This window comes from Cytobacillus firmus DS1, from assembly GCF_000565285.1.
GTDB lineage: Bacteria > Bacillota > Bacilli > Bacillales > Cytobacillaceae > Cytobacillus > Cytobacillus firmus_A.
Window position 1 is genome coordinate 308,072 of record NZ_APVL01000004.1, and the last position, 26,745, is coordinate 334,816.

22 protein-coding genes are annotated in these 26,745 nt (G+C 42.2%); all 22 read left to right on the top strand.

Going from position 1 to position 26,745, the window contains the following annotated elements; genetic code table 11:
* The first annotated feature begins 38 nt into the window (after positions 1-38).
* The 22 genes from ribF to yfmH all read left to right on the top strand — a co-directional run bounded on the left by ribF (position 39) and on the right by yfmH (position 26,663).
* The gene (gene ribF, locus PBF_RS07665) at positions 39-989 is read left to right on the top strand and encodes a bifunctional riboflavin kinase/FAD synthetase (RefSeq protein WP_035329047.1); all 951 of its coding nucleotides are present in this window, start codon (positions 39-41) and stop codon (positions 987-989) included.
* Between the two features lie 122 nt (positions 990-1,111).
* A complete protein-coding gene (rpsO, locus tag PBF_RS07670) occupies positions 1,112-1,381 on the top strand; it encodes a 30S ribosomal protein S15 (RefSeq protein WP_009330698.1) in 270 nt (89 codons plus the stop codon).
* Between the two features lie 317 nt (positions 1,382-1,698).
* A complete protein-coding gene (gene pnp / locus PBF_RS07675) occupies positions 1,699-3,819 on the top strand; it encodes a polyribonucleotide nucleotidyltransferase (RefSeq protein WP_035329049.1) in 2,121 nt (706 codons plus the stop codon).
* A gap of 185 nt (positions 3,820-4,004) precedes the next feature.
* Positions 4,005-5,021, top strand: coding sequence for a polysaccharide deacetylase family protein (locus tag PBF_RS07680; protein ID WP_035329052.1), 1,017 nt, complete (start codon positions 4,005-4,007; stop codon positions 5,019-5,021).
* A 41-nt stretch (positions 5,022-5,062) separates the two neighbouring features.
* Positions 5,063-6,298, top strand: coding sequence for a M16 family metallopeptidase (locus PBF_RS07685; protein ID WP_035329054.1), 1,236 nt, complete (start codon positions 5,063-5,065; stop codon positions 6,296-6,298).
* Positions 6,299-6,426: 128 nt separating this feature from the next.
* Positions 6,427-6,681 (top strand): YlmC/YmxH family sporulation protein, encoded by a 255-nt coding sequence (locus PBF_RS07690; RefSeq protein WP_035329055.1) that lies wholly within the window; start codon positions 6,427-6,429, stop codon positions 6,679-6,681.
* 369 nt (positions 6,682-7,050) lie between these two features.
* Positions 7,051-7,953, top strand: a complete 903-nt coding sequence (gene dpaA, locus PBF_RS07695) for a dipicolinic acid synthetase subunit A (RefSeq protein ID WP_035329121.1) — start codon at positions 7,051-7,053, stop codon at positions 7,951-7,953.
* Positions 7,950-8,549: a dipicolinate synthase subunit B gene (dpaB, locus tag PBF_RS07700; protein ID WP_035329058.1), complete on the top strand. Its 600-nt coding sequence runs from the start codon at positions 7,950-7,952 to the stop codon at positions 8,547-8,549. Before dpaA ends, dpaB begins: the two co-directional genes overlap by 4 nt.
* Positions 8,550-8,837: 288 nt before the next feature.
* Positions 8,838-9,887, top strand: a complete 1,050-nt coding sequence (gene asd, locus PBF_RS07705) for an aspartate-semialdehyde dehydrogenase (RefSeq protein ID WP_035329068.1) — start codon at positions 8,838-8,840, stop codon at positions 9,885-9,887.
* Between the two features lie 41 nt (positions 9,888-9,928).
* Positions 9,929-11,173, top strand: a complete 1,245-nt coding sequence (dapG, locus tag PBF_RS07710) for an aspartate kinase (RefSeq protein WP_035329070.1) — start codon at positions 9,929-9,931, stop codon at positions 11,171-11,173.
* A gap of 126 nt (positions 11,174-11,299) precedes the next feature.
* The gene (gene dapA / locus PBF_RS07715) at positions 11,300-12,166 is read left to right on the top strand and encodes a 4-hydroxy-tetrahydrodipicolinate synthase (RefSeq protein ID WP_035329072.1); all 867 of its coding nucleotides are present in this window, start codon (positions 11,300-11,302) and stop codon (positions 12,164-12,166) included.
* A gap of 263 nt (positions 12,167-12,429) precedes the next feature.
* Entirely contained in the window at positions 12,430-14,097 is a 1,668-nt protein-coding gene (locus PBF_RS07720; RefSeq protein WP_035329074.1) for a ribonuclease J, read from the top strand.
* Between the two features lie 140 nt (positions 14,098-14,237).
* Positions 14,238-14,978: a ClpP family protease gene (locus PBF_RS07725; RefSeq protein ID WP_035329123.1), complete on the top strand. Its 741-nt coding sequence runs from the start codon at positions 14,238-14,240 to the stop codon at positions 14,976-14,978.
* Positions 14,975-15,196, top strand: coding sequence for a YlzJ-like family protein (locus tag PBF_RS07730; protein WP_035329077.1), 222 nt, complete (start codon positions 14,975-14,977; stop codon positions 15,194-15,196). Before PBF_RS07725 ends, PBF_RS07730 begins: the two co-directional genes overlap by 4 nt.
* Positions 15,197-15,359: 163 nt before the next feature.
* Positions 15,360-17,699: a DNA translocase FtsK gene (locus tag PBF_RS07735; RefSeq protein WP_035329079.1), complete on the top strand. Its 2,340-nt coding sequence runs from the start codon at positions 15,360-15,362 to the stop codon at positions 17,697-17,699.
* A gap of 427 nt (positions 17,700-18,126) precedes the next feature.
* Positions 18,127-18,852: a GntR family transcriptional regulator gene (locus tag PBF_RS07740; RefSeq protein WP_035329081.1), complete on the top strand. Its 726-nt coding sequence runs from the start codon at positions 18,127-18,129 to the stop codon at positions 18,850-18,852.
* Between the two features lie 72 nt (positions 18,853-18,924).
* On the top strand, positions 18,925-20,031 hold the full coding sequence (locus tag PBF_RS07745) for a BMP family lipoprotein (RefSeq protein ID WP_035329083.1): 1,107 nt from the start codon (positions 18,925-18,927) through the stop codon (positions 20,029-20,031).
* A 235-nt stretch (positions 20,032-20,266) separates the two neighbouring features.
* A complete protein-coding gene (locus PBF_RS07750; RefSeq protein WP_035329085.1) occupies positions 20,267-21,802 on the top strand; it encodes an ABC transporter ATP-binding protein in 1,536 nt (511 codons plus the stop codon).
* A complete protein-coding gene (locus PBF_RS07755; protein WP_035329087.1) occupies positions 21,795-22,841 on the top strand; it encodes an ABC transporter permease in 1,047 nt (348 codons plus the stop codon). Before PBF_RS07750 ends, PBF_RS07755 begins: the two co-directional genes overlap by 8 nt.
* A complete protein-coding gene (locus PBF_RS07760) occupies positions 22,842-23,801 on the top strand; it encodes an ABC transporter permease (RefSeq protein WP_035329089.1) in 960 nt (319 codons plus the stop codon). It abuts the gene before it with no gap.
* 292 nt (positions 23,802-24,093) lie between these two features.
* On the top strand, positions 24,094-25,374 hold the full coding sequence (gene yfmF, locus PBF_RS07765) for an EF-P 5-aminopentanol modification-associated protein YfmF (RefSeq protein WP_035329091.1): 1,281 nt from the start codon (positions 24,094-24,096) through the stop codon (positions 25,372-25,374).
* Positions 25,374-26,663 (top strand): EF-P 5-aminopentanol modification-associated protein YfmH, encoded by a 1,290-nt coding sequence (gene yfmH, locus PBF_RS07770; protein ID WP_035329093.1) that lies wholly within the window; start codon positions 25,374-25,376, stop codon positions 26,661-26,663. Before yfmF ends, yfmH begins: the two co-directional genes overlap by 1 nt.
* The last annotated feature ends 82 nt before the right edge of the window (positions 26,664-26,745 follow it).

The window sequence follows — 26,745 nt, forward strand, 5'->3', positions numbered from 1 at the left end:
ATAGGCCAGGCTCTGTAGAGAAAAGGTGAAATATTAATATGGAAGTAATTCATATACATCATCCCCATCGAATGGATAGAAACGAAATGCCTGAATTGGCAATAGCACTTGGATATTTTGATGGTGTTCATCTGGGTCATCAGAAAGTCATCCGTGAAGCAAAATCAATAGCTGAACAAAAAGGATTAAAAAGTGCTGTCATGACATTTGATCCGCATCCCTCGGTGGTTTTGGGGAAAAGCGTTCAGCATGTGGAGTATATTACGCCCCTTGAGGATAAAATTGCTATCATAGCTGATCTTGGTATAGATTATTTATTTGTTATCAATTTTACAAGGGAATTTGCTAATCTTCTGCCGCAGGAGTTTGTTGACCAATACCTGATTGGTCTTAATGCAAAACATGTCGTGGCAGGCTTTGATTATTCCTATGGACGGATGGGGCGCGGCACAATGGAAACATTGCTGTTCCATTCGAGGGATCAATTTGATTATTCAGTCGTTGCAAAATTGGCAAAAGAAGACGAAAAAATCAGCTCTACGCTAATAAGGAAATATATCCGTGAAGGGAATACCGCTGATCTTCCCTACCTTTTAGGAAGATATTATAAAACATCAGGAATCGTTATCCATGGTGATAAGAGAGGTCGTACAATCGGCTTTCCTACAGCGAATGTGGATGTTTCTGATGACAGCATCATTCCCCCGCCTGGAGTGTATGCTGTAAGATTCTCAGTAGATGGCAGCTGGTATGAAGGTGTCTGCAATGTTGGCTACAAACCTACTTTTAATCAGGAAAAAGGGGACAGGCCATCTGTTGAAGTCCATATTTTTGATTTCTCTTCAGATATTTATGGCAGGAAGGTTACCGTTGAATGGCATAAACATCTTAGAAGCGAAAGGAAATTTGCCGGCGTTCAGGAGTTAATTGCGCAAATTGAAAAAGATAAACAGCTGACTGAGCAATATTTTGAGAAAAACAGGGTTTAGCCTTGCTTTTTGTCATAAAAAGTTGTATTCTAAGTAACGTACCAAATGAACCTTTGCTTGGCAAGTCGAGTCACCGACGCTTGCTCAGTAACAGGGGATTGAAAATTTAGGAGGTGAACCGGATGGCAATCACTAAAGAACGTAAAAATGAGCTAATCAATGAGTTCAAAACTCATGAAAGCGACACTGGATCTCCAGAAGTTCAAATCGCTGTCCTTACTGAAGAAATCAACAATTTGAACGACCATTTACGTACTCACAAGAAAGACCACCATTCACGTCGCGGTCTTTTGAAAATGGTTGGTAAGCGCCGTAACCTATTAACTTACCTTCGCAACAAGGACGTTGCACGTTACCGTGAGTTAATCAATAAGCTTGGCTTACGTCGATAATCAACAGAAGCGGGATTTTTTCCCGCTTTTTTATTAGCTTTAAAAACTTGAATTTTGTTCCTGATCATGTACATACATAACTTATCCTATTTTAGCAAACGGGAAAACTGTGCATACTATAAGATGCCTAATTTTATTATGATTAACGAGCATTTCATGCTTTTATATAAAACTGGACTGCGGGCAATGCAAAGCTCATCAGCTTTTGATGCTGTCCTCGCAGGAATGCCTGCAGAATATGCAGGATAATTAAACAATTAAACGGACCAGGCAGAATAGACGCCTGTCCATAAGTGAATGTAGAGAGGGGTACAATTATGGGACAAGATAAACATGTCTACAGCCTTGATTGGGCTGGGCGCAAATTGACCGTAGAGATTGGCCAGCTGGCTAAACAGGCTAACGGTGCAGTTTTAGTGCGCTATGGTGATACTGTAGTTTTAAGTACAGCTACAGCATCAAAAGAACCGAAAAATCTGGATTTCTTTCCTCTGACAGTTAACTATGAAGAACGTTTGTATGCTGTTGGTAAGATACCGGGCGGTTTTATTAAGAGAGAGGGCCGTCCAAGTGAAAAGGCAATTTTGGCAAGCCGTTTAATTGACAGGCCAATTCGTCCATTATTCGCTGACGGTTTCAGAAATGATGTACAGGTTGTAAGCATGGTGATGAGTGTGGATCAAAACTGCTCATCAGAAATGGCCGCAATGTTTGGTTCATCATTAGCCCTTTCTGTGTCGGATATTCCATTTGGGGGACCGATTGCGGGAGTCAGCGTAGGCCGCATCGATGGAGAATTCATCATTAATCCATCTGTAGATCAGGCTGAAAAAAGCGATATCAGCCTTGTTGTAGCGGGTACAAAAGATGCGATCAACATGGTTGAAGCAGGTGCTGAGGAAGTGCCTGAGGAAACTATGCTTGAAGCAATTATGTTTGGTCACGAGGAAATTAAACGCCTTATTGCTTTCCAGGAAGAAATTGCATCTGAAATCGGGAAAGAGAAAATGGAAGTCGTTTTATACCAGGTTGACCAGGATTTAGAGGCTGAAGTTCGCGGCATCTGTGAGAAAGATATGATTAAAGCTATCCAGGTGCAGGAGAAACATGCCCGTGAAGCTGCCATTAAAGCAGTTAAAGAAGAAATTACAGCTAAATATGAAGGTGAAGAAGCAGACGACGACAAGCTAAAGCAAATCAGGCAGATCCTTGATAAAATTGTTAAAGCTGAAGTACGCCGCTTAATTACAGAAGATAAAGTGCGTCCGGATGGACGCGGATTGGATGTCATCCGCCCGCTGTCCTCAGAAGTAGACCTTCTGCCGCGCACACATGGTTCAGGTTTGTTTACACGCGGACAAACTCAGGCACTGAGCATTTGTACATTAGGAGCTCTTGGAGATGTACAGATTCTGGACGGGCTTGGAATTGAAGAAGAAAAAAGATTCATGCACCATTACAACTTCCCTAACTTCAGTGTAGGTGAAACCGGGCCAATTAGAGGGCCAGGCCGCCGTGAAATCGGGCATGGTGCTCTTGGAGAACGTGCTCTTGAGCCGATAATTCCATCTGAAAAGGATTTCCCGTATACCATTCGTCTTGTATCTGAGGTGCTGGAATCAAATGGTTCAACATCACAGGCAAGCATTTGTGCAAGTACTTTGGCTATGATGGATGCAGGTGTGCCTATTAAAGCGCCAGTTGCCGGTATAGCAATGGGCCTAATTAAATCAGGTGAGCATTATTCAATCCTGACAGACATTCAGGGGATGGAAGATCACCTTGGCGACATGGACTTCAAAGTGGCGGGTACTTCCAAGGGAGTTACTGCTCTGCAAATGGATATTAAGATTGAAGGCTTGTCCAGTGAAATTCTGGAGGAAGCACTGCAGCAGGCGAAGAAAGGCCGCATGCAGATTCTTGATTCCATGCTGAGCACTATTGAACAGCCAAGAAAAGAGCTGTCTCAATATGCTCCTAAGATTCTGATGATGTCAATCAACCCTGATAAAATTCGTGATGTTATTGGACCGAGCGGAAAGCAGATCAATAAGATTATCGAAGAAACAGGCGTTAAGATCGATATTGAACAAGATGGAACAGTATTCATCTCATCAGTAAATGAAGAGATGAATCAAAAAGCGAAGAAAATTATTGAAGATATCGTACGAGAAGTGGAAGTTGGACAAATGTATCTGGGCAAGGTAAAACGGATTGAAAAATTCGGCGCATTTGTTGAAATCTTCTCAGGTAAAGATGGATTAGTTCATATTTCTGAACTTGCTGAAGAGCGTGTAGGAAAAGTGGAAGATGTTCTATCCATTGGTGACGAACTTCTAGTAAAAGTTACTGAAATCGATAAGCAAGGCCGCGTAAATCTTTCCCGCAAAGCCGTTTTGCGTGAACAGCGTGAGCAAAAGGAAAAAGCACAGCAATAATACTAACCTCTATTTTAAAGAGAAGCATTTTGCGGGGCAAAATTTCCTAAAAGCCAGGGGAAACCCTGGCTTTTTACATATATGAATTTCAATGGGCTTTTGCCCTATACTGCACGCCTTTGTTATTCGGTTCCGTTCTACCTTGTCCCTTCAAATCATACTATGAATTGAAGGAGGCATGAAGAATGAGAAAGTTTATCCATATTACAATCATGTTTGTGATGGCACTTGTATTTATCAATAATCCTTTTACTGATCAGTATGTATCAGGCCTTAAACAAGAAACAGATGCCGTAACTGTTTCCAAGCCTAAGGGTTCACTATATGAAGAAATTACTGCAAAAAAAGAGGAATACAGCATCCCTGCACAGGACGCAAAAATTGACCCTGTATGGAAAGCCATTCCCGGTCTTAACGGGATTGAAGTAGATGTTGAGGCATCATATAAAAAGATGAAGTCAGGCAAAAAGTTCAATGATGATAAGCTTGTATTTAAACAAATTGAACCGAAGGTGAAGTTAAAGGACCTGCCGCCGTCACCTGTATATAAAGGCCATCCCGATAAACCGATGGTCAGCTTCATCATTAATGTGGCATGGGGGAATGAATATTTGTCCGGTATGCTGGCCACTTTAAAGGAACATAATGTGTCAGCAAGTTTTTTTCTTGAAGGTAGATGGGTAAAGAATAACCCGGAACTTGCCAGAATGATAATGGATGCAGGCCATGAAGTAGGCAACCATTCGTACACCCATCCGGATATGAAAGTGATCTCTTCTGCCAGGACAAGGGAAGAAATCCAAAAGACAAATGATGTGATTGAAGCCACAATGGATGAAAAACTGAGTAAGCCCATTACATGGTTTGCTCCTCCAAGCGGCAGCTATAGAGATGAAACAGTGAAGATTGCTGCCGAGAAAAACCTTGGCACTGTCATGTGGACTGTTGATACAGTGGATTGGAGGAAGCCCTCCCCGGATGTGCTGATAAACAGAGTGTTATCAAAGGTCCATAATGGAGCACTAATTCTGATGCATCCTACGGAATCCACCGCAAAATCACTTGATAGACTTATAACAGGACTTAAGCAGAAGAACCTGGAGATTGGAACAGTATCGGAGCTGTTAAGCGAGAAGAGAATCCAATATAGAGAAAATAATAATCAGGATTTTGGAAAAAATAACAATAATAATATAAACTAATGTAAGCTATGTCTTTGGGTTTCAGAACAGGAGGAATTTATTTGATCAAGAAATATACATGCCAAAACGGGGTAAGAGTCGTACTAGAAAACATTCCAACCGTCCGTTCTGTAGCAATAGGAGTATGGATCGGAACAGGTTCAAGAAATGAGATTCCCGAGAATAATGGAATTTCTCATTTCCTTGAGCATATGTTCTTCAAAGGAACGAAAACGAGATCAGCCCGGGAAATTGCTGAGAGCTTTGATAGTATTGGCGGGCAGGTGAATGCCTTCACTTCAAAAGAATATACATGTTATTACGCAAAAGTACTCGACACCCATTCTGACTTTGCCCTTGAAGTGCTTTCTGATATGTTTTTTAACTCCACATTTGTGGATGAGGAACTGAACAAAGAAAAGAATGTTGTTTACGAAGAAATTAAAATGTATGAAGACACGCCTGATGATATCGTTCATGATCTTTTGAGCAAAGCAATCTACGAGAACCACTCACTTGGCTATCCGATTCTCGGCACTGAAGGAACGCTGGGCACGTTTAATGGTGAAACATTAAAACAGTATATGCATGAAACATACACGCCTGAAAATGTCGTGATTTCCATTGCCGGAAATATCGAGGAATCTTTCATTAAAGAAGTTGAAAAATACTTTGGATCCTACGAAGGCGGTAAGAGAGAACGCACAGAGCAGAAGCCTGAGTTCCATTCAAACCATCTTGCCCGTAAAAAGGATACTGAGCAGGCGCATCTTTGCTTAGGGTTCGAGGGACTGCAGGTAGGGCATGAGGATATATACAATCTGATTGTTTTAAATAATATTTTGGGTGGAAGCATGAGCAGCCGCCTATTCCAGGATGTCAGGGAACAAAAAGGATTGGCTTATTCTGTTTTCTCTTATCATTCTGCTTTTCAGGATAGCGGAATAGTTACGCTTTACGGCGGAACAGGAGCTAAACAGCTGGATGTTCTTTTTGATACGATTCAGGAAACACTTGCTACTCTTAAAAAAGAAGGCATTACAGATAAAGAGCTGAATAACAGTAAAGAACAACTCAAAGGAAGCTTAATGTTAAGCCTTGAAAGCACAAACAGCAGGATGAGCCGCAATGGCAAAAACGAACTGCTTCTTGGCCGCCATCGGTCTATGGATGAAATTGTCGATGAAATCGATGCAGTTTCCATGGAGGGCGTTAATAATATGGCGAATTCCATTTTCACAGATCATTATTCTGTGGCTTTAATCAGCCCGGATGGAGAACTTCCGAAAAATCTGTAAATTTTGAGGGCCGATTGCAAAATTGGAGAAACAGCCTGTTCCTGCAGGCTGTTTTCTTTTTGTCCAGGACTTCTAAAACTTCCATCTGAACGATAAAAATATAGAGAAAAAGAAAAGGGGGGCAGATGATGAGATTAAGTGAACTGAGCGGAAAGGAAATCGTGGATGTGAAGCGGGCAGAACGGCTGGGAGTACTTGGGCAGACAGATCTTGAAATAAATGAAAAAAATGGGCAGATCCAGGCTTTGCTCATTCCTTCATTAAAGTGGTTCGGCTTCAAGCGCCAAGGTGACGAGATCCGGGTTTCGTGGGAGCATATAAGGAAAATTGGCAATGACATGATCATTATTGATATTCCGCAATCTGAAGATCAGCAGGATTAGTTTTGAACGAAGGGCCGATTAGGTCCTTTTTGTTTTTTACCGTTTAAAGTCAATCTCCTTAATCCCTTTAAAACCCTTCCATCTTTGACCCATTTTCTTTTAAGTGGAAAACTCACCTATTGCCCCGTTCATACATAAGATGTTGAAGTAGTTCATTACAACAATTCCCTTATGATTATTAATTGAATTGCCGGCCAAAATAACGCCACATTTGTTTAATGATAAATCTGCTTGCAATTGCTGTCTTGTGCAGCTGTTTAGTATAGCGGCGTTGCCGGTGCGAGGATACTTTTACCAGGAGTCATGCAGTTTTTGGCTTCAAAAATAAATGCTTTCTTAAAAAGAAAGAAAAAAGAAGGTGAGTGTTGCATGCTGACAGGAACCCAAATAGCAGTCATCGGCGGTGATGCAAGACAGCTCGAAATCATCCGTAAACTGACGGAGCTTGATGCAAAGCTCGCATTAATTGGTTTTGAGCAGCTCGATCATGCGTTCTCTGGTGCAGTAAAAGAAAAAATAGATGAAGTGGACTTTTCCAATATAGACGCGATTATCCTGCCTGTTCCCGGTACGGGTCTGGAGGGTCAGATTGAAACGATTTTCTCCAATGAAAAAGTGATTTTTGAAGAGGAACTTCTCGCCCAGACTCCAGCACACTGTACAGTATATTCCGGCATAACCAATTCATATTTAACCGGAGTCACCAAATCGGCAGACCGCCGTCTTGTTCAATTATTTGAACGAGATGATGTAGCTATTTATAATTCTATCCCAACAGTTGAAGGAACCATCATGATGGCAATCCAGCATACAGATTTCACCATACATGGTTCTAATATTGCCGTAATCGGCCTAGGCAGAGTTGGAATGAGTGTAGCTAGAACCTTTCATGCACTGGGTGCAAAAGTAAAGGTGGGAGCGAGAAAAAGTGAGCACATCGCCAGGATAACGGAAATGGGCCTAACTCCATTTAACCTGAAAGAGATTGATGATGCGGTAAAAGATGTTGATATTTGCATAAACACAGCTCCCCATTTAGTTGTAACAGCGTCCGTCATATCGAAGATGCCGACACATACGCTCATCATTGACCTGGCTTCAAAGCCCGGAGGAACCGATTTCCGCTACGCAGAAAAACGGGGCGTAAAAGCACTGCTTGCCCCTGGCCTGCCTGGAATCGTTGCTCCAAAAACAGCCGGACAAATACTGGCGAATGTTCTTTCTCAATTGATTAAGGAAGATTTGCAAAAGAGAAAGGGGAATACAATATGAGTTTGAAAGGAAAAAGAATCGGATTCGGATTAACTGGATCGCATTGCACATATGATGCAGTGTTCCCGGAAATAGAGAGACTTGTTCTTGCAGGGGCTGAAGTGCTTCCCGTCGTCACCTTTACCGTAAAGAGCACTGAGACCAGATTCGGAAAAGGGGAAGACTGGGTTCAGAGAATAGAAGATCTGACTGGACATAAAGTGATTGATTCGATTGTGAAAGCTGAGCCGCTGGGACCTAAAATTCCTCTTGACTGCATGGTGATTGCCCCGCTTACCGGAAATACGATGAGCAAATTCGCCAATGCCATGACCGATTCACCTGTGCTGATGGCAGCAAAGGCAACTCTAAGAAACGGGAAGCCAGTGGTGCTGGGAATATCTACAAATGATGCATTGGGTTTAAACGGAGTAAATTTAATGAGACTAATGGCTACAAAAAATATTTATTTTATTCCATATGGCCAGGATGATCCTGTGAAAAAGCCGAATTCAATGGTGGCAAGAATGACAGCATTATCTGATACAGTGCTTCATGCAATGGAAGGCAAACAGCTTCAGCCGGTTTTAGTGGAAAAATATAAAGACGACAATTAGTCCCCTATTTTTTCTAGCAAAAAATTTTAGTCCTTTAGTGAACGAATATGTTAGAATAAAGATTATTAAGATAACCAACCTCCAAGCTATGTTTAAAATAGTATTAACCTCTTGGAGTATTGACAATATGCTGATAATATAAATGGAAGCCTGCCATCTTTATAACCAGGCAGGAAAACGGCTGCCAATTGACTTTGGCTGCCGTTCTATTGAATTTTGGGCTATTGTTTTTCACTAAAAACTAACTTTGCTAGAAAAATATAATGGTACTGGAAGGGGAAAAGAAATTTGGAACAGAAAAAAGGATTTCATGTCGCGGTAGTTGGAGCAACTGGTGCAGTTGGTCAGCAAATGATTCAAACACTTGAAAATAGAGATTTTCCGATCTCCCAATTAACCCTTTTATCATCAGCCCGTTCTGCTGGGTCAAAGGTAGCATACAAGGGCCAGGAATATACGGTTCAGGAGGCAAAGCCAGAGAGCTTTAAAGATGTGGACATTGCATTATTCAGTGCGGGAGGAAGTGTTTCACAGGAACTGGCTCCTCATGCAGTGGAACATGGTGCCATTGTGGTAGACAATACAAGTGCTTTCCGAATGGATCCCAATGTGCCTCTTGTCGTACCTGAAGTAAATGAAGAAGACCTTCATAAGCATAATGGCATTATAGCCAATCCAAACTGTTCAACGATCCAAATGGTTGTTGCACTGAAGCCAATAAAAGAGAAATTCGGTTTGAAAAAAGTAATTGTTTCTACTTACCAGGCTGTTTCAGGTTCTGGAGCAGCTGCTGTTCAAGAGCTGAATGAACAGACAAAAGCTATTTTAAATAACGAAGAGTATGAGCCGTCAATTCTTCCGGTTAAGAGCGATAAAAAACATTATCAAATTGCATTCAATGCGATTCCGCAAATTGATAAATTTCAGGATAATGGCTACACATATGAAGAAATGAAAATGATCAATGAGACAAAGAAAATCATGCATATGCCAGAGCTGCAAGTGGCTGCTACATGCGTTCGTCTACCAGTGGCAACCGGACACTCAGAGTCCCTTTATTTTGAAGTGGAAACTGACAGTGTGACTGCAAATGAAGTAAAGAGCCTTCTTGAAAATGCACCTGGAGTTGTTCTGCAGGATGATCCGGATAATCAGATTTATCCGATGCCTGCTGATTGTGTCGGGAAAAACGATGTATTTGTCGGCCGTATCCGTAAAGATTTGGATGAGGATAAAGGCTTCCATATGTGGGTGGTTTCTGATAATCTTCTTAAAGGGGCAGCATGGAATTCCGTGCAGATCGCCGAAAGTTTAATTAATCTGGGAATAGTAAAATAGTTAACGTATTCTCTTCATGTTGAGAGGTTAGAGGTGTTTTAATGAATATCATCGTTCAAAAATATGGAGGCACATCAGTCCGCGACGAGACCAGCCGCGAACATGCAATTAAGCATATAAGAAAAGCGCTGGCAGATGGATATAAGGTTGTTGTCGTTGTTTCGGCAATGGGCCGAAAAGGAGATCCATATGCAACTGACACCCTGCTTTCGCTGATAGAAGGCAATAATACCAAAATCAGCAAACGCGAAACGGATCTGCTTTTATCCTGCGGTGAAGTCATTTCAAGTGTTGTATTATCAAACATGCTAAATGAACATGGAATCACTGCAGCAGCTCTGACTGGGGCACAGGCAGGTTTTAGAACGAATAACGATCATACTAACGCAAAAATTATCGATATGAAATGCGACAGGCTTTTGAAAGAGCTTGAAAATCATGATGTTGTCGTAGTGGCAGGATTTCAGGGATCTTCTAAAACCGGTGATGTCACAACTATCGGCAGGGGGGGCAGTGATACCTCCGCAGCGGCTCTTGGCGCAGCCATAAATGCTGAGTGGATTGATATCTTCACTGATGTGGAAGGCATTATGACTGCTGATCCGCGTATAGCTGAAAATGCTCGCCCTTTATCAGTTGTCACTTATACGGAAGTCTGCAATATGGCGTATCAGGGTGCTAAGGTGATTCATCCTCGTGCTGTCGAGATTGCCATGCAGGCTAAAATTCCGATCAGAATCCGCTCAACATACTCCGACAGTCCCGGAACACTTGTCACAACATTGAATAAGAACAGACGCGGAACAGATATTAAAGAGCGTTCGGTAACTGGGATAGCCCATGTTTCCAATGTGACACAAATAAAGGTCCTTGCTAAGAAAGACCAGTATGATCTTCAGTCTGAGGTCTTTAAAGCTATGGCAAACCAGGGGATCAGTGTTGACTTTATCAATATATATCCGAATGGCGTCAACTACACGGTTACGGAAGAAATGACCGATAAAGCAATTAGTATATTAAAGGGCCTTGGTCATGATCCGCTTGTTGAAAGAGAGTGTGCAAAAGTTTCGGTTGTCGGAGCTGGAATGCAGGGAGTACCCGGTGTGGCCTCGCGAATTGTTACGGCATTGTCCGAGCAGGGAATCCGCATCCTGCAATCAGCAGACAGCCATACAACAATCTGGGTTCTGGTGAAGCAGACAGATTTGATAAAGTCTGTTAATGCATTGCATGATGCTTTCCGCCTGGAAGAAGATTTAGCGGAATATGAGAGAACAGACATTTAATTTTAGAAAATAACATGTTTAAAAAGGAGAAGAAAGCCATTCAGCGGTTAACGACGGATTTGCATCCTATTCGGCAGATCCGCCCGTTTCTTCCTGATCTTTTAAACATCTGCAAGGAGTGTAAACATGGTTCTATTTGGCCGAGTATCAACAGCTATGGTAACACCATTCGATAATAAGGGGCATATTGATTTCCCTAAAACCACACAGCTTATCAATCATCTAATTGAAAACGGTACAGATTCTTTGGTCGTTGCCGGGACAACAGGCGAGTCGCCAACACTTACAAAAGAGGAAAAGCTGGCTTTATTCAAACACGCCGTGAAAGCAGCTGACAAACGTGTGCCTGTCATTGCCGGCACCGGCAGCAATAATACGTATGAATCCATTGAATTAACGAAAAAAGCAGAGCAAATTGGGGTAGATGCGATCATGATCGTAGCACCTTACTACAATAAGCCAAATCAGGAAGGGCTTTACCAGCATTTCAAGACGATTGCGGAAAGCACGAACCTTCCGGTAATGGTTTATAATATTCCGGGACGATCTTCCGTGAATATTCTGCCTGAAACCATTATCCGCCTTTCGGAAATCTCTAACATCGCTGCTGTTAAAGAAGCAAGCGGAGATCTGAATGCTATGGCCAAAATTATTGCTAATACGGATGAGGACTTCATGCTTTACAGCGGCGATGACGGACTTACTCTTCCATGCATGGCAATAGGCGGGACTGGAATTGTTTCTGTTGCTTCCCATGTAATAGGAAATGAAATGCAGGAAATGATCACAGCTTACCTGAATGGTGAAAATGAAAAAGCTGCAAAAATCCATCAAAAAATTCTTCCGATCATGGAAGGGCTTTTCGCTGCTCCAAGCCCAGTGCCTGTAAAAACAGCGCTGCAGCTTAAAGGGCTGGATGTCGGATCCGTCCGTCTTCCAATGGTTCCGTTAACAGAACAGGAACGCAGTGCAGTTGCTGCTCTATTTAAATAAATGTAAGCTTGCCAACCAGTGTTTTGCTGGTTGGTTTTTATTTTTATATGGAGTACTTAAGTCTTTCAAAATCAATGAACATGAAAGAAAAGGGTCTTCATAAAGTCATCATGAGGACCGAAAACCAGAGACCATTATATTAAAAAGCTCAGGAACGCTCAATTAAAGTCCATGTATAAATTTGGTTGTCATGGTTTTATGACTTCAAGTATAATATGGATAACTGATCTTGATCGGCTGAACATGCATGGGAGGATAATACATTGAAAAAGAGACAGAATGAAAGCATCAAGCTGGCAGCACTCGGAGGAGTCGGAGAACTTGGAAAGAATATGTACTTGGCAGAGGTGGACGATGATATATATGTCATTGATGCCGGATTAATGTTCCCTGAAAATGAAATGCTCGGAATTGACATCGTCATACCGGATGTTACATATTTACTTCAAAATAAGGAAAGAGTAAAAGGAATTTTTCTGACACATGGACACGAAGATCACATTGGGGGCCTGTCTTATGTGCTTGCAAAGGTCAATGTGCCTGTATACGGAACAAAGCTGACTCTGGCACTGGCCAAAGCAAAAATGAAGGAACAGGAATACAAAGGCAAAGCACAGCTTATTGAAATTAATTCAGATACCAAGGTTGAATTTGATTCGGCAGATGTAACTTTTTTTAGAACGAGCCATAGTATACCGGACAGTGTCGGTGTGGCTATACATACATCAGAGGGTGCAATTGTGTATACCGGCGACTTTAAATTCGATCAGGCAGCGACTGACTTATACAAACCTGAAATCGGCAAAATGGCACGCTTAGGGGAAGAGGGAGTTCTTTGCCTTCTATCTGACAGTACAGAAGCAGAAAAGCCAGGCTACACCAGCTCAGAATCTAAAGTGGCCAGAGAGATGACAGCTGCATTCTATGCTGCGAAGGGGAGAGTCATTGCAGCTTCATTTGCATCTGACTTAATTCGGATACAGCATATTTTTGATTCAGCGATCGAAACAGGCAGGAAAGTGGCAGTGGTCGGCAAAAGTCTGCAGAGAATCTATGATATTGCTCTGCAGCTCGGGTATTTGCAGGTAGGAGAAGATGTGATTATACCTGTCACTGAGATCGGCAAATACAGTGATAACCAAATCGTTGTTCTTACCACGGGTACACAGGGAGAGCCAATCGAAGCCCTTCAAAAAATGGCGAAGCAGTCCCACAGACAGGTCAATATAAAACAGGGTGATACCGTCCTACTTGCTGCATCACCTTTAAGAGGAACAGAAGTATTTATTTTCAAAACGATTGATATGCTGTTTAGAGCGGGTGCTGAGGTGATCCCCGGAAAGGGAACCTTTAATACCTCGAGCCATGGCAGTCAGGAAGAACTTAAATTTATGATTAATCTGATGAGTCCCAAATTCTTCATCCCGGTTCATGGGGAGTACCGAATGCTGAAAGCCCATGCTAAAGTTGCTATGGAGTGCGGATTATCAAGCGGACAAATTTTCATCCCGGATAAAGGCGATGTAGCAGAAATAAAGGACGGCGCAATCGTTCCCGGAGGGAAAATCCCATCTGGTAATGTGCTGATTGACGGGATTGGTGTCGGCGATGTCGGCAATATTGTCTTAAGAGACCGGAAGCTGCTTTCACAGGATGGGGTTTTATTAGTGGTGGTTACTCTTAATAAAAAGGAAAAGAAAATCTCCGCTGGTCCTGAAATCATTACTAGAGGATTTGTATATGTCAGGGAATCGGAAAAGCTTCTGGAGGAAGCTGTTAAAATAGTTAGGGAAGCGGTGGAACAGAACCTTGCCAGAGAAGCATTTGACTGGTCAGGGATTAAGCAGGATATGCGGGACAGCCTGAATCAATACCTTTATGAAAAAACAAAACGCAGACCAATGATACTTCCGATTCTTATGGAGGGATAACAGTTAGAACACAGCCCGCATTGATTGCAGGGCTGTGTTTTTTTGCTCTTGCCCCACAGGCAATAATGCGCATGAAAAATGATCACGCGTTCATACTAACAATATATTGCTTGAAGGGAGAAATAAGGATGGAAAACGAAATGAATAAAAACCGCAATGAGAGCGGAGAAGGGCAAGAACAGCCGAAAGAGGATAAACCATCTGCCCTTATGGAGAAAATTCAGCAGCTTGGACAAACAAATGTGCCGCAGCTGTCTCAGGATTCCAAAATTCACTGCTTGACAATTGTCGGACAGGTAGAAGGTCATCTACAGCTTCCGCCGCAAAATAAAACAACAAAATATGAGCACTTAATCCCTCAGATCGTCGCGATCGAGCAAAACCCAAAAATAGAAGGTCTTCTTGTTATCTTGAATACTGTTGGCGGCGATGTGGAGGCCGGACTGGCAATATCAGAAATGCTTGCCTCATTGTCTAAGCCAACAGTCTCCATTGTCCTTGGAGGCGGCCATTCCATTGGTGTTCCAATTGCGGTATCATGCGATTATTCCTTTATTGCAGAAACAGCTACGATGACCATCCACCCTATCAGGCTGACCGGCCTGGTAATCGGTGTGCCGCAAACGTTTGAGTATATGGATAAAATGCAGGATCGGGTAATTAATTTTGTAACAAAGCATTCCAATATATCCGAACAGAAATTTAAAGACCTGATGTTTGATAAGGGCAACCTGACCAGGGATATAGGGACCAATGTGGTCGGCAGGGATGCTGTTGAATATGGACTGATTGATGAAGTAGGCGGGGTCGGGCCGGCGCTTGCAAAGCTGAATGAGCTAATTGATATGAATAAACCAAAAGAAGAAGTGATGGTTCAATGATCCTCTATACTATGATGCCGCAAGAACTCATTTACCAAAATGAACAGGACGATTTCGGCAAGCAGAAAATTGTCTCATATGACGGAATCCCTCTCCTTGTTGAAATGAATGCAGGACAAGAATGCCGCATTTTAAGAATTATGAGCAGTGATCCTACCCATTATATGGATGAAAGGTACACTCCCGGATCCATGATCACTTTAACGCAGTTAAGCTGAAAAACCTTTCAAAAAACAACTTAAATTAGAATCGTTATGATATAATAAAAGTAACTTTAGAAGCAGCCAAAAAATGGCTGCTTCTTCTTTCATAACAGACATGATGTATTACATAATGGAATTTTGATGATGCTGTTAATAAGAACAATGATAAGGTGATAATATGGCCAAAAGAAAGAAAAGAAAGTCTAAAAAAAACGAAACATTGAAACGGACGATGAAATTTGAACTAATTGCCCTGATTTTACTGGCACTTGCGGTAATATCAATTGCCAGGCTGGGAGCGGTCGGGAATGCAACGGTACTTTTTTTCCGTTTCTTTATGGGAGAATGGTACATGCTCAGCCTGATTGGACTCGTTATCTTTTCAGGTTTCCTGATGTGGAAGAGGGCACTTCCCTATCTATTCCACACTAAATTAATCGGAGTTTATCTCATCATCAGCTCCCTTCTGCTGCTGAGTCATGTAACATTATTTCAGCTTCTCTCAAATGGAGGGAAGTTTGATGATCCGAGCGTAATAGCTAATACATGGGAATTATTCCGGATGGAAGCCCGGGGAGAAACAAGCACAACCGATTTAGGAGGAGGAATGCTTGGAGCTATTTTTTTCGCTCTCTTTTATTATCTTTTTGATGAAGCAGGTTCAAAAATTGTAGCCTTTTTATTAATTATTATCGGTTTTGTTCTTATTACAGGAAAAACATTCGGAGATGCTGCTGGGAAAATGATGGCCGCAATTCTGAATTTCTGCAAGAAACAATGGGCTGGTTTTATAGATGATATAAAAGAATGGAAACAAAAAGGCAGAGAGAGACGTGAAGAAAGGCAGTCAAGAAGAGAAGAAGAACAGCAGGCTCTCCAGCACGAAGAAGAACCAGAAACGGTTATTACCATCAATAATACTGCTGAACCGGTATCTGAACCAAATCCCGAACCAATTATATCAAGCTTTGCCGAAAGAGCTTATCAGGAGGATCCCCTGGAAGCTGGTTCTAATCAGCCTCAGGAAATGGCAGTCACAGAGCCGGAGGATGAGAATGCGCCGCCAATCACGTTTACAGAAGTGGAAAACAAAGACTACGAGCTGCCTCCTATCAGACTTTTAAAGCTGCCAAGGCAAACTGACCAAAGTGGTGAATATGAACTTATACACGCGAATGCTGCCAAGCTCGAAAGAACATTTCAGAGTTTTGGAGTAAAAGCAAGAGTGACACAGGTTCATTTAGGACCTGCTGTTACAAAATATGAGGTGCATCCTGATGTTGGGGTAAAGGTAAGCAAAATTGTTAGTCTGAATGATGATTTGGCGCTGGCACTTGCAGCAAAGGATATCCGGATCGAAGCACCTATCCCGGGTAAATCAGCTATTGGAATTGAAGTCCCTAACTCTGAAGTGGCGATGGTTTCTCTACGGGAAGTGATTGAATCCAAACAAAATGACAAGCCGGACTCCAAGCTTATGATCGGACTCGGCCGTGATATCACCGGAGAAGCAGTCCTTGCAGAACTCAACAAAATGCCCCATCTTCTTGTTGCCGGCGCGACAGGAAGCGGGAAGAGTGTGTGTATTAACGGAATCATTACCAGCATTTTGATGAGGGCAAAACCTCATGAAGTAAAATTAATGATGATTGACCCTAAGATGGTGGAATTGAATGTTTACAATGGGGTGCCTCATTTATTGGCGCCGGTTGTGACAAATCCGAAGAAAGCGGCTCAGGCTCTGCAGAAAGTTGTCAGTGAGATGGAAAGGCGCTATGAGCTTTTCTCCCATACCGGCACAAGAAATATCGAAGGCTACAATGAGTATGTAAAAAGACATAATGCCGAGGAGGAAGCACAACAGCCCCTCCTGCCGTATATTGTTGTCATAGTGGACGAGCTTGCAGACTTAATGATGGTAGCATCCTCCGATGTCGAAGACGCAATCACACGCCTTGCTCAAATGGCACGGGCGGCAGGCATCCATTTAATCATTGCAACCCAGCGGCCGTCAGTGGATGTTATCACAGGTGTAATAAAAGCGAATATACCTTCAAGAATTGCGTTTGCTGTTTCATCGATGACAGATTCAAGAACCATCCTGGATATGGGCGGAGCGGAAAAACTTCTGGGAAGAGGAGATATGCTCTTCCTTCCTGTGGGTGCTTCTAAACCAGTCCGTGTACAGGGTGCCTTTCTGTCAGACGAAGAAGTTGAAGAGATAGTGGACTTTGTCATCGGCCAGCAGAAGGCACAATATCAGGAAGAAATGATTCCAGAGGATATCCCGGAAGCAGCGGGAGAAGTGGATGATGATCTTTATGAAGAAGCTGTTGAATTGATATTGGAAATGCAGACTGCTTCTGTATCCATGCTTCAGAGGAGATTCAGGATCGGTTATACTAGAGCGGCAAGGCTGATTGACGAAATGGAAGCAAGGGGCATTGTCGGACCATATGAAGGCAGCAAGCCAAGAGCTGTGCTCCAGGGCAAGCCTTCTGAAGAAGCAAGCTCTTAAAATTTATAAGCATGACTTATAAAAAAATGGCCAGTCTCCGGACGGCCATTTTTTTATGTAATAGGAAGATATATGACTAAAACTGAGATCAATAAAAAAATATAGTTCAATATGCCATACTACTAAAAGCAATTACATAAAATGAAAGAGGTATGGTGCTTTCAACTCATCTCAAAAGAGGGTATTTTGTCTGGTGCATTATTAGCATAAAACTTAAATGTAATCGTTTTCAAAGTAGTATTATACCAGAAAAAAAGAATTGGTACAGAGGGATTCACAAACATTTTGTTCTTTTCACCTTTTTTCGACAAATTGATAAATTTCTATTTCTTTATTGGGTAAAAAGTGTTATAGTATTTTCGATTAGTAGGAATGATTGAACATCAGAGGTCTGATGTCTTGAGAACTGAAGTTGGAGGAACCCTGCATGTCTATTAAGTCAGATAACCGGCATTTATATTTGCAAGTCATCGATCGATTAAAACAAGACATTGAAGATGGAGTGTATAAAGAAAAAGAAAAGCTTCCGTCCGAATTCGATCTTGCCAAACAGCTTGGTGTAAGCAGAGCTACACTGCGGGAGGCGCTGCGCATTCTTGAAGAAGAAAACGTCATCATCCGCCGTCACGGTGTAGGCACCTTTGTCAATGCAAAGCCGCTTTTTACATCCGGCATCGAACAGCTTAATAGTGTCACAAACATGATTTTGCAGGCAGGGATGAAGCCGGGAACCGTTTTCTTGAGTTCTGTAACTTTGGGACCGACTGAAGATGATATCCGCAGATTCTTATGTGCTTTAGACCAGGAAATTGCCGTGATTGAGCGGGTTAGGACAGCTAATGGTGAACCGGTCGTTTATTGTGTGGATAAAGTTCCTGAGAATATTCTTCCGGACACATTTTCCCACGAACAGGAGTCGATCCTCAACATGCTTGAAGAGGAGGCAAACCGGAAAATCACTTATGCTGTGGCCCAAATAGAGCCTATTGGCTATCATGAGAAAATTTCCCCTATTCTGGAATGTGACCCGGAAACTGCACTGCTTGTATTAAAGCAAATGCATTTCGATGAAGCGGATACTCCGATTCTTTATTCGGTCAATTATTTCAGAGCTGATAAGTTCAGTTTCCATGTCCTCAGGAAGAGAATCTAGCTTTTTGGGATGCACGAAAACAATATCATTCATTCCGCTAATGCAAAAACAATTTCTTAGGGGGTACCAACCTTGAAAAAGCGTAAATTTGGATTGGCGCTATCTTTAGTTCTTGCTGCCGGAACAATTCTGGGTGCTTGCGGCAAAAGTGAAGAAAAAGGCGGAGAAACAGCTGGTGGAGACAATAAAGAAAAAGCATTCTCTGTAGCGATGGTAACAGATGTCGGCGGTGTAGATGATAAATCATTTAACCAATCTGCTTGGGAAGGTTTAAAAGCATTTGGTGAAGAAAATGGACTTGAAAAAGGAAAAGGCGGATTTGACTATCTTCAATCACAGTCAGATGCCGACTATTCTACAAACCTGAATACATTAGCACGTCAGGACTTTGATCTTGTTTTTGGAATCGGTTTCTTAATGGAAGGTGCAATCAATGAGATTGCCCAGCAGCAAAAAGATTCTCATTTCGGTATCGTTGACGCGGTCGTAGATCAGCCGAACGTAGCAAGCATCATGTTTAAAGAGCAGGAAGCTGCATTCCTTGCAGGTGTTGCTGCAGCAAATGCAACTAAAGAAAACAAAATTGGTTTCATTGGCGGTATGGAAATTCCGGTAATCGAGCGTTTTGAATCTGGATTCCTTGCTGGTGTTCAAGCGGTAAATCCTGATATTAAAGTAGAAGTTCAATATGCTGGAGCATTTGATAAAGCTGAATTAGGCCAGACAATTGCTTCTAAAATGTACTCTTCTGGCGTAGATGTAATCTTCCACGCTGCCGGCGGAACTGGAAACGGTCTTTTCAAAGAAGCTCGTGACCTGAAAAAGAAAGATCCGGCAAGAGAGCTTTGGGCAATTGGTGTTGACTCTGATCAGACAGCTGAGGGTGTAGTAGAAATCGATGGTAAAGAGCACAATGTAATCCTTACATCTGCTCTTAAGCGTGTAGACAATGCTGTTAAGGACCTTTCTACAAAGGCAAAAGACGGCAGCTTCCCTGGTGGAGAAACAACTACTTACGGATTGGCTGAAGACGGTGTAGGCCTTGCTCCTATCAACCCGGAAGTATCTACAAAAGCAGAAATCGAAGGTGCAGTTAAAGAATGGCAGGAAAAGATCAAGAATGGTGACCTGACTGTTCCATCTTCTAAAGATGAACTGGCTTCTTTCTCAGTTGAATAATTAATTTTAGGAATAAGCAGGTTGCGCTGCGGCCTCTTATTCCTTCTTTAAGATATTAAAAGTTTAAATGAAGGACAGAATAAATTCTGTATTTCACTTAGATTTTTAATGCACTAATTATATTTTCATATTATTTAGGAGCTTGGCTTTTATAGCCAGGTTTTTCTAAGGAGTTCCAAGGTCTGACCTCTTACTACTAATGATTTCCTTATATTTTGAGCAAGGAGTGAAACAAATGGATTATGTTATTGAAATGCTCAACATTCGCAAGGAGTTTCCTGGAATCGTTGCAAATGATAATATCACGCTTCAGCTGAAACCTGGTGAAATTCATGCGCTGCTTGGCGAGAATGGTGCTGGCAAGTCAACGTTGATGAACGTCCTTTTTGGCCTGTATCAGCCCGAAAAGGGTGAAATTAAAGTTAAAGGAAAACCGGTGCGCATCACTGATCCTAATATAGCAAACGACTTGGGCATCGGAATGGTCCACCAGCATTTCATGCTTGTAGACCGTTTCACTGTCACTGAAAATATTATTCTGGGAAAAGAAACAACCAAAGGCGGAAAAATAGATATTAAAAAGGCTGAGAAGGAAGTCAGGGAGATTTCCGAGCGATATGGACTTGCGGTTGACCCTCAGGCGAAAATTTCCGATATTTCAGTAGGAATGCAGCAGCGGGTGGAGATCTTAAAGACTCTATATCGGGGTGCTGAAATCCTTATTTTTGATGAGCCTACTGCTGTTCTGACTCCTCAGGAAATTAAAGAGTTAATCCAGATAATGAAAACTCTAATTCAGGAAGGAAAATCTATTATTCTAATCACACACAAGCTGAAGGAAATTATGGAAGTGTGTGATCGGGTAACAGTTATCCGCAAAGGAGTTGGAATCGGTACAGTTAATGTTACTGAAACGAACCCGAATGAACTTGCCAGCTTAATGGTGGGAAGGGAAGTTACTTTTAAAACGGATAAAACAGACTCAAAGCCGCAGGAGCAGGTGCTTGAGATTCATGATTTAAATGTGAAAGATTCACGGGGGCTTGGTGTTGTTAATAATCTTAACCTCAATGTACGGGCAGGTGAAATTGTCGGTATTGCCGGTGTAGATGGGAATGGACAGTCAGAGTTAATTGAAGCGATCACTGGTTTGAGGAAGTCTGAAAGCGGTTCAATTAAATTGAATGGCAAAGAAATTGTGAATATGTCTCCGCGTAAAGTTACGGAAACGGGTGTTGGGCATATCCCTCAGGACCGTCATAAGCATGGACTTGTCCTCGATTTTCCAATCGGAGAAAATATGGTTTTGCAAACCTATTACAAAGCTCCATTCTCTAAGAAAGGTGTTCTGAACTTTAAAGAAATATACAGCAAAGCAAAAAAGCTGATTAAAGAATTTGACGTCAGAACTCCAAGTGAATATACACTTGCAAGGGCACTCTCCGGCGGTAATCAGCAGAAAGCTATAATCGGGCGTGAAATTGATCGGAATCCGGATCTGCTGATCGCTGCTCAGCCGACACGCGGCCTGGATGTTGGAGCTATTGAATACATTCACAAGCGCCTGATTGAACAGCGCGATCAGGGGAAGGCAGTGCTGCTGATTTCATTCGAATTGGATGAAATTATGAATGTCAGTGACCGCATCGCTGTTATTTATGAAGGTGAAATTGTAGCGGTAGTTGACCCTAAACAAACAACAGAACAAGAATTAGGTTTATTAATGGCCGGTTCTAAACGGAAGGAAGCGGGTGGCGAAAACCATGTCTAATCGCATGAAGAATATTGTCGTACCTCTAGTTGCCGTTCTGCTCGGGGTATTAGTAGGTACAATCATAATGGTAGCAACAGGGTATAACGCTGGATCTGCATTTATTGCCCTATGGAACGGTGCTTTTGGTGAAATCTACTACACTGGTGAAGTAGTCAGACAGGTCACACCTTATATTCTTGCCGGTTTGGCAGTTGCATTTGCTTTCCGTACAGGCTTATTTAATATCGGTGTTGAAGGACAGCTGATCGTCGGATGGCTTGCAGCTGTTTGGGTAGGGGTTGCATTTGAACTTCCAAAATTCATCCATCTGCCCCTCGCGGTTCTCGCAGCTGCAGCTGCTGGTGCGATGTGGGCATTCATACCGGGCCTTTTGAAAGCCAAGTTTAAAGTGCATGAAGTAATTGTCACGATCATGATGAACTATGTGGCCTTGCATGTAACCAACTATATAATCCGTACGGTTCTTTCAGAAAAAAGTGACCGGACTGAGATGATTGCAGAATCTGCATCATTGCGTTCCCCGTTTCTTGAGGGATTAACTGATTATTCTCGTCTGCATTGGGGTATTTTAATTGCTTTAGCATGTGTGTTTATTATGTGGTTCCTATTAGAAAAAACATCAAAGGGATACGAATTGCGTGCAGTAGGCTTTAACCAGCATGCATCTGAATATGCCGGCATGAGCGTAAGCAAAAATATTATTCTATCAATGGTAATTTCAGGAGCATTTGCAGGTCTTGCGGGTGCGATGGAAGCGTTGGGTACATTCGGCTATGCAGCCATTAAGGGCGGCTTTACCGGAGTAGGTTTTGATGGTATCGCGGTAGCACTCTTAGGCGGGAATGGTCCAATTGGAATTATTTTTGCAGCATTGCTATTCGGAAGCTTGAAGGTCGGCGCCTTAAACATGCCGCTTGAAGCTGGAGTTCCAAATGAACTGGTTGATATTATCATTGCTCTTATTGTTTTCTTTGTTGCAGCAAGCTATATGATTCGCATCTTTATTGACCGTATCAGCAAAAAGGGGGTGAAGTAAGTGGGCTTAATGGAGATCTTATTAATTATTATTCCATCAACTTTGCTTTGGGCAGCCCCGCTTATTTTCACTGGATTGGGCGGAAACTTTTCAGAAAGCTCCGGTGTTGTAAATATTGGTTTAGAAGGCTTGATGGTAATTGGAGCATTTACTGCCATTGTTTTTAACCTTACGTTTGTTGATGTATTTGGCAGTATGACACCATGGGTTGCATTACTCGCAGCTATGGTTGTTGGAGCTCTGTTATCCATCCTGCATGCTGTTGCTTCTATTACGTTTAGAGCTGACCAGGTTGTGTCAGGGGTTGCGATTAACCTTCTGGCAATTGGTGCAGCACTGTTCCTGGTTAAATTCATTTATGGTAAAGGCCAGACAGATATCATTCAAAAAGGATTCAGCAAAGTGGATATTCCGTTTTTGAGTGACATACCTGTTATCGGTAAATTATTCTTCTCAAACACTTATTATACTTCATTCGTTGCCATTGCCGTTGCATTCCTGGCCTGGTTTGTAATGTTTAAAACACCATTCGGGCTGCGGCTTCGGGCGGTTGGTGAACATCCAATGGCTGCCGATACAATGGGTATCAATGTAACAAGGATGAGATACATTGGGGTATTAATCTCCGGAGCCCTTGCAGGAATAGGCGGAGGTGTGTACGCACAATCTATTTCTTCAGACTTCGGGCATGCAACCATCAGCGGCCAGGGCTTTATGGCTCTAGCGGCATTGATCTTTGGTAAGTGGCATCCGCTTGGTGTTATGGGTGCGGCTTTATTCTTCGGATTTGCGCAAAGCTTGAGCATCATCGGCTCCAGCCTTCCATTCCTTGAGAATATTCCAAATGTCTATCTTCTCATTGCGCCATATGTTTTAACGATTCTTGCATTAACGGGTTTCATCGGACGCGCAGATGCTCCAAAAGCTTCTGGTACTCCTTATATAAAAGGAAAACGTTAAACAGCAAAGCCTCATTTCTTTTCGGAAATGGGGCTTTTTATTGCTAATATTCTTATTGGAGAACCATTTATTCTTCACTCATTCATGGACAAGCCGTGATTGCTTATATTAAACCTTCCAATACAGCCAATAACTTGAAATAAAGAAATAGGGCAAGGTATAGTAAGAATATGATTTATTACAAAGGATATTATAGAAGATAGCAGCAAAGTGTTTACATACAGGGGATGCTCCCTCTTTTTACTATTGACCGTACCTTGGACTGATCAATCTACTGACAGGAGGAAAAGACATGGCCGTAATCTCTGAATCCGTAAAAGCCATGAATGGCTATAAGCTTCACGTGGTTAAAACAGAGAAATATAAAACCAATACCCTGGTTTGGAAAATGAAAGCCCCGCTTGAAAAGAATACAGTTACATTAAGATCCCTATTGCCTCATGTATTGCAGAGCAGCAGTTCGTCCTACCCTTCAACCGGAAAGCTGCGCGCTTACCTTGATGAATTATATGGTGCAACGCTTTTCGTCGATTTGGCGAAAAAGGGAGAGTATCATGTCATTACCATTTCAGTTGAAATCGCAAACGAAAAATTTCTTTCAGATCCAACTCCTCTGTTGAAAAAAGCGTTCCAATTTTTAGCGGAAATCCTGACAAAGCCTAATGTGCATGAAGGAGCTTTTGACGAGGATACAGTTGAAAAAGAAAAAAGGACGCTAAAACAGCGAATTCAATCAGTATACGATGATAAAATGCGCTATTCCAATTTCCGGCTGGTTCAGGAAATGTGCAAAGATGAGCCGTATGCACTGCATGTGCATGGCGAGAAAGAAGATGTGGACAATATCACTCCTCAAAGCCTTTATGAATATTATCAGCAGGCATTGGCGGAGGATGAGCTTGATTTATATGTTATTGGTGACGTGGAAGAGGCAGACGCCGAATCCTTTGCTGGGGAGCTTTTAACTTTTGAGAAGAGAACACCTCAGACAGCGCCTGCATCCTCGGTAAGAACGAAAGAATCTGTAAACGAAGTCCGGGAAGAACAAGATGTGAAGCAGGGAAAACTAAATATCGGCTACCGGACAAATGTCGTGTACGGTGATCCGGAATATTATGCGCTTCAGGTATTCAATGGAATCTTCGGAGGTTTTTCTCATTCAAAACTGTTCTTGAACGTCCGGGAAAAAGCCAGTCTCGCATACTATGTAGCCAGCCGCCTGGAAAGCCATAAAGGGTTAATGATGGTGATGTCCGGAATAGATAACAGCAACTATGACCAGGCAGTGAGTATTATTAAAGAGCAGCTGGAAGCTATGAAGAATGGCGATTTTACAGAACAGGAAATGGAACAGACCAAAGCAGTCATTAAAAATCAGCTTTTGGAGACTGTTGATACAGCACGCGGGATTGTCGAGGTCCTTTACCATAATGTTGTGTCAGGAAAAGAAATTACCCTTCAAACCTGGATGAATGAAATGGATAAGGTAACAAAAGAGGAAATTGCCGCAACAGCCAAGAAGGTCAGTTTGGATACAGTGTACTTTCTGACAGGAAAGGAGGCGGGCAAGTAATGGATAAAATCACTTTTGACCAGCTTCAGGAAGAGCTGTATTATGAAAAACTTGAAAATGGGCTGGATGTATATATCTTGCCGAAAAAGGGATTTAACAAGACTTATGCCACGTTTACGACTAAATATGGTTCAATCGACAATCATTTCCTGCCCCCCGGAAAGGAAGAGTATGTAAAAGTTCCCGATGGGATTGCACATTTTTTGGAGCATAAGCTTTTTGAGAAAGAAGACGGGGATGTGTTCCAGCAATTCAGCAAGCAGGGAGCATCAGCTAATGCTTTTACATCTTTCACAAGGACAGCTTATCTATTTTCCAGCACATCCAATGTAGAGATGAACCTTGAGACGCTGATTGATTTTGTACAGGATCCTTATTTTACAGAAAAGACGGTTGAAAAAGAGAAAGGCATCATCGGTCAGGAAATCACCATGTATGATGACAATCCTGACTGGCGCCTATATTTTGGCCTCATCGAAAATATGTACAAAAACCATCCGGTTAAAATCGATATCGCAGGTACGATCGATTCCATTTCCCATATCACAAAAGATATGCTGTATGAATGCTATGAGACTTTCTACCACCCAAGCAACATGCTGCTGTTCATAGTCGGACCCGTTGATCCGGATAAGATTATGTCTCAGGTAAGGAATAATCAAAACAAGAAGGATTATAAAGAGATGGCGGAAATCAAACGCCAATTCGAAGAAGAGCCTTCTGAAGCGGCCAATAAGAAAAAAGTTCTTGAGATGAATGTCCAGACCTCAAAGTGCCTGGTCGGGATAAAGAGCAGTACTGCAAATCAGTCAGGCAAAGAAATGCTTAAAAATGAGCTGAGTCTGAATGTGCTGCTGGATATCTTGTTCGGTAAAAGCTCTGAGCAGTACAGCACACTGTACAGTGAAGGATTAATTGATGACACATTCTCCTTTGATTATACACAGGAGCAGGGTTTTGGATTTGCCATGGTGGGCGGAGACACGAACGATCCTGACCGTTTGGCTAAAACACTGCAAAAGATGCTCCTGGATGCAAGGGAAAAGGGGACTATTTCACAGGAAACACTTGATCGGACAAAAAAGAAGAAAATAGGTGCATTCCTGCGGGCTGTCAATTCACCGGAATATATCGCCAATCAATTTACCCGGTATGCTTTTAATGAAATGGATTTATTTGATGTTGTGCCGACCCTTGAAAGCATCACTCTTGAGGATGTGGAAAATGCGGCTGGTAATTTGATAAGTGAAGAACGGTTTACGGTTTGCCAGGTTGTCCCTAAGAAATAACAAGCAGTTTCAGCAGAGCGCCATTAAATGGCGCTTTGCTTTTTGCGTGCCCAGCAAGCCGTTAATTGCTAATTGGTGAAAG

What these genes read in the sequence shown, in the direction of transcription:
- pnp (WP_035329049.1), top strand. Translation starts at nt 1,699, where the DNA reads ATGGGACAAGATAAACATGTCTACAGCCTTGATTGGGCTGGGCGCAAA.
- PBF_RS07735 (WP_035329079.1), top strand. Translation starts at nt 15,360, where the DNA reads ATGGCCAAAAGAAAGAAAAGAAAGTCTAAAAAAAACGAAACATTGAAA.
- rpsO (WP_009330698.1), top strand. Translation starts at nt 1,112, where the DNA reads ATGGCAATCACTAAAGAACGTAAAAATGAGCTAATCAATGAGTTCAAA.
- dapA (WP_035329072.1), top strand. Translation starts at nt 11,300, where the DNA reads ATGGTTCTATTTGGCCGAGTATCAACAGCTATGGTAACACCATTCGAT.
- PBF_RS07690 (WP_035329055.1), top strand. Translation starts at nt 6,427, where the DNA reads ATGAGATTAAGTGAACTGAGCGGAAAGGAAATCGTGGATGTGAAGCGG.
- PBF_RS07740 (WP_035329081.1), top strand. Translation starts at nt 18,127, where the DNA reads ATGTCTATTAAGTCAGATAACCGGCATTTATATTTGCAAGTCATCGAT.
- yfmH (WP_035329093.1), top strand. Translation starts at nt 25,374, where the DNA reads ATGGATAAAATCACTTTTGACCAGCTTCAGGAAGAGCTGTATTATGAA.
- PBF_RS07730 (WP_035329077.1), top strand. Translation starts at nt 14,975, where the DNA reads ATGATCCTCTATACTATGATGCCGCAAGAACTCATTTACCAAAATGAA.
- dpaB (WP_035329058.1), top strand. Translation starts at nt 7,950, where the DNA reads ATGAGTTTGAAAGGAAAAAGAATCGGATTCGGATTAACTGGATCGCAT.
- dapG (WP_035329070.1), top strand. Translation starts at nt 9,929, where the DNA reads ATGAATATCATCGTTCAAAAATATGGAGGCACATCAGTCCGCGACGAG.
- ribF (WP_035329047.1), top strand. Translation starts at nt 39, where the DNA reads ATGGAAGTAATTCATATACATCATCCCCATCGAATGGATAGAAACGAA.
- PBF_RS07680 (WP_035329052.1), top strand. Translation starts at nt 4,005, where the DNA reads ATGAGAAAGTTTATCCATATTACAATCATGTTTGTGATGGCACTTGTA.
- dpaA (WP_035329121.1), top strand. Translation starts at nt 7,051, where the DNA reads ATGCTGACAGGAACCCAAATAGCAGTCATCGGCGGTGATGCAAGACAG.
- PBF_RS07750 (WP_035329085.1), top strand. Translation starts at nt 20,267, where the DNA reads ATGGATTATGTTATTGAAATGCTCAACATTCGCAAGGAGTTTCCTGGA.
- PBF_RS07755 (WP_035329087.1), top strand. Translation starts at nt 21,795, where the DNA reads ATGTCTAATCGCATGAAGAATATTGTCGTACCTCTAGTTGCCGTTCTG.
- PBF_RS07725 (WP_035329123.1), top strand. Translation starts at nt 14,238, where the DNA reads ATGAATAAAAACCGCAATGAGAGCGGAGAAGGGCAAGAACAGCCGAAA.
- yfmF (WP_035329091.1), top strand. Translation starts at nt 24,094, where the DNA reads ATGGCCGTAATCTCTGAATCCGTAAAAGCCATGAATGGCTATAAGCTT.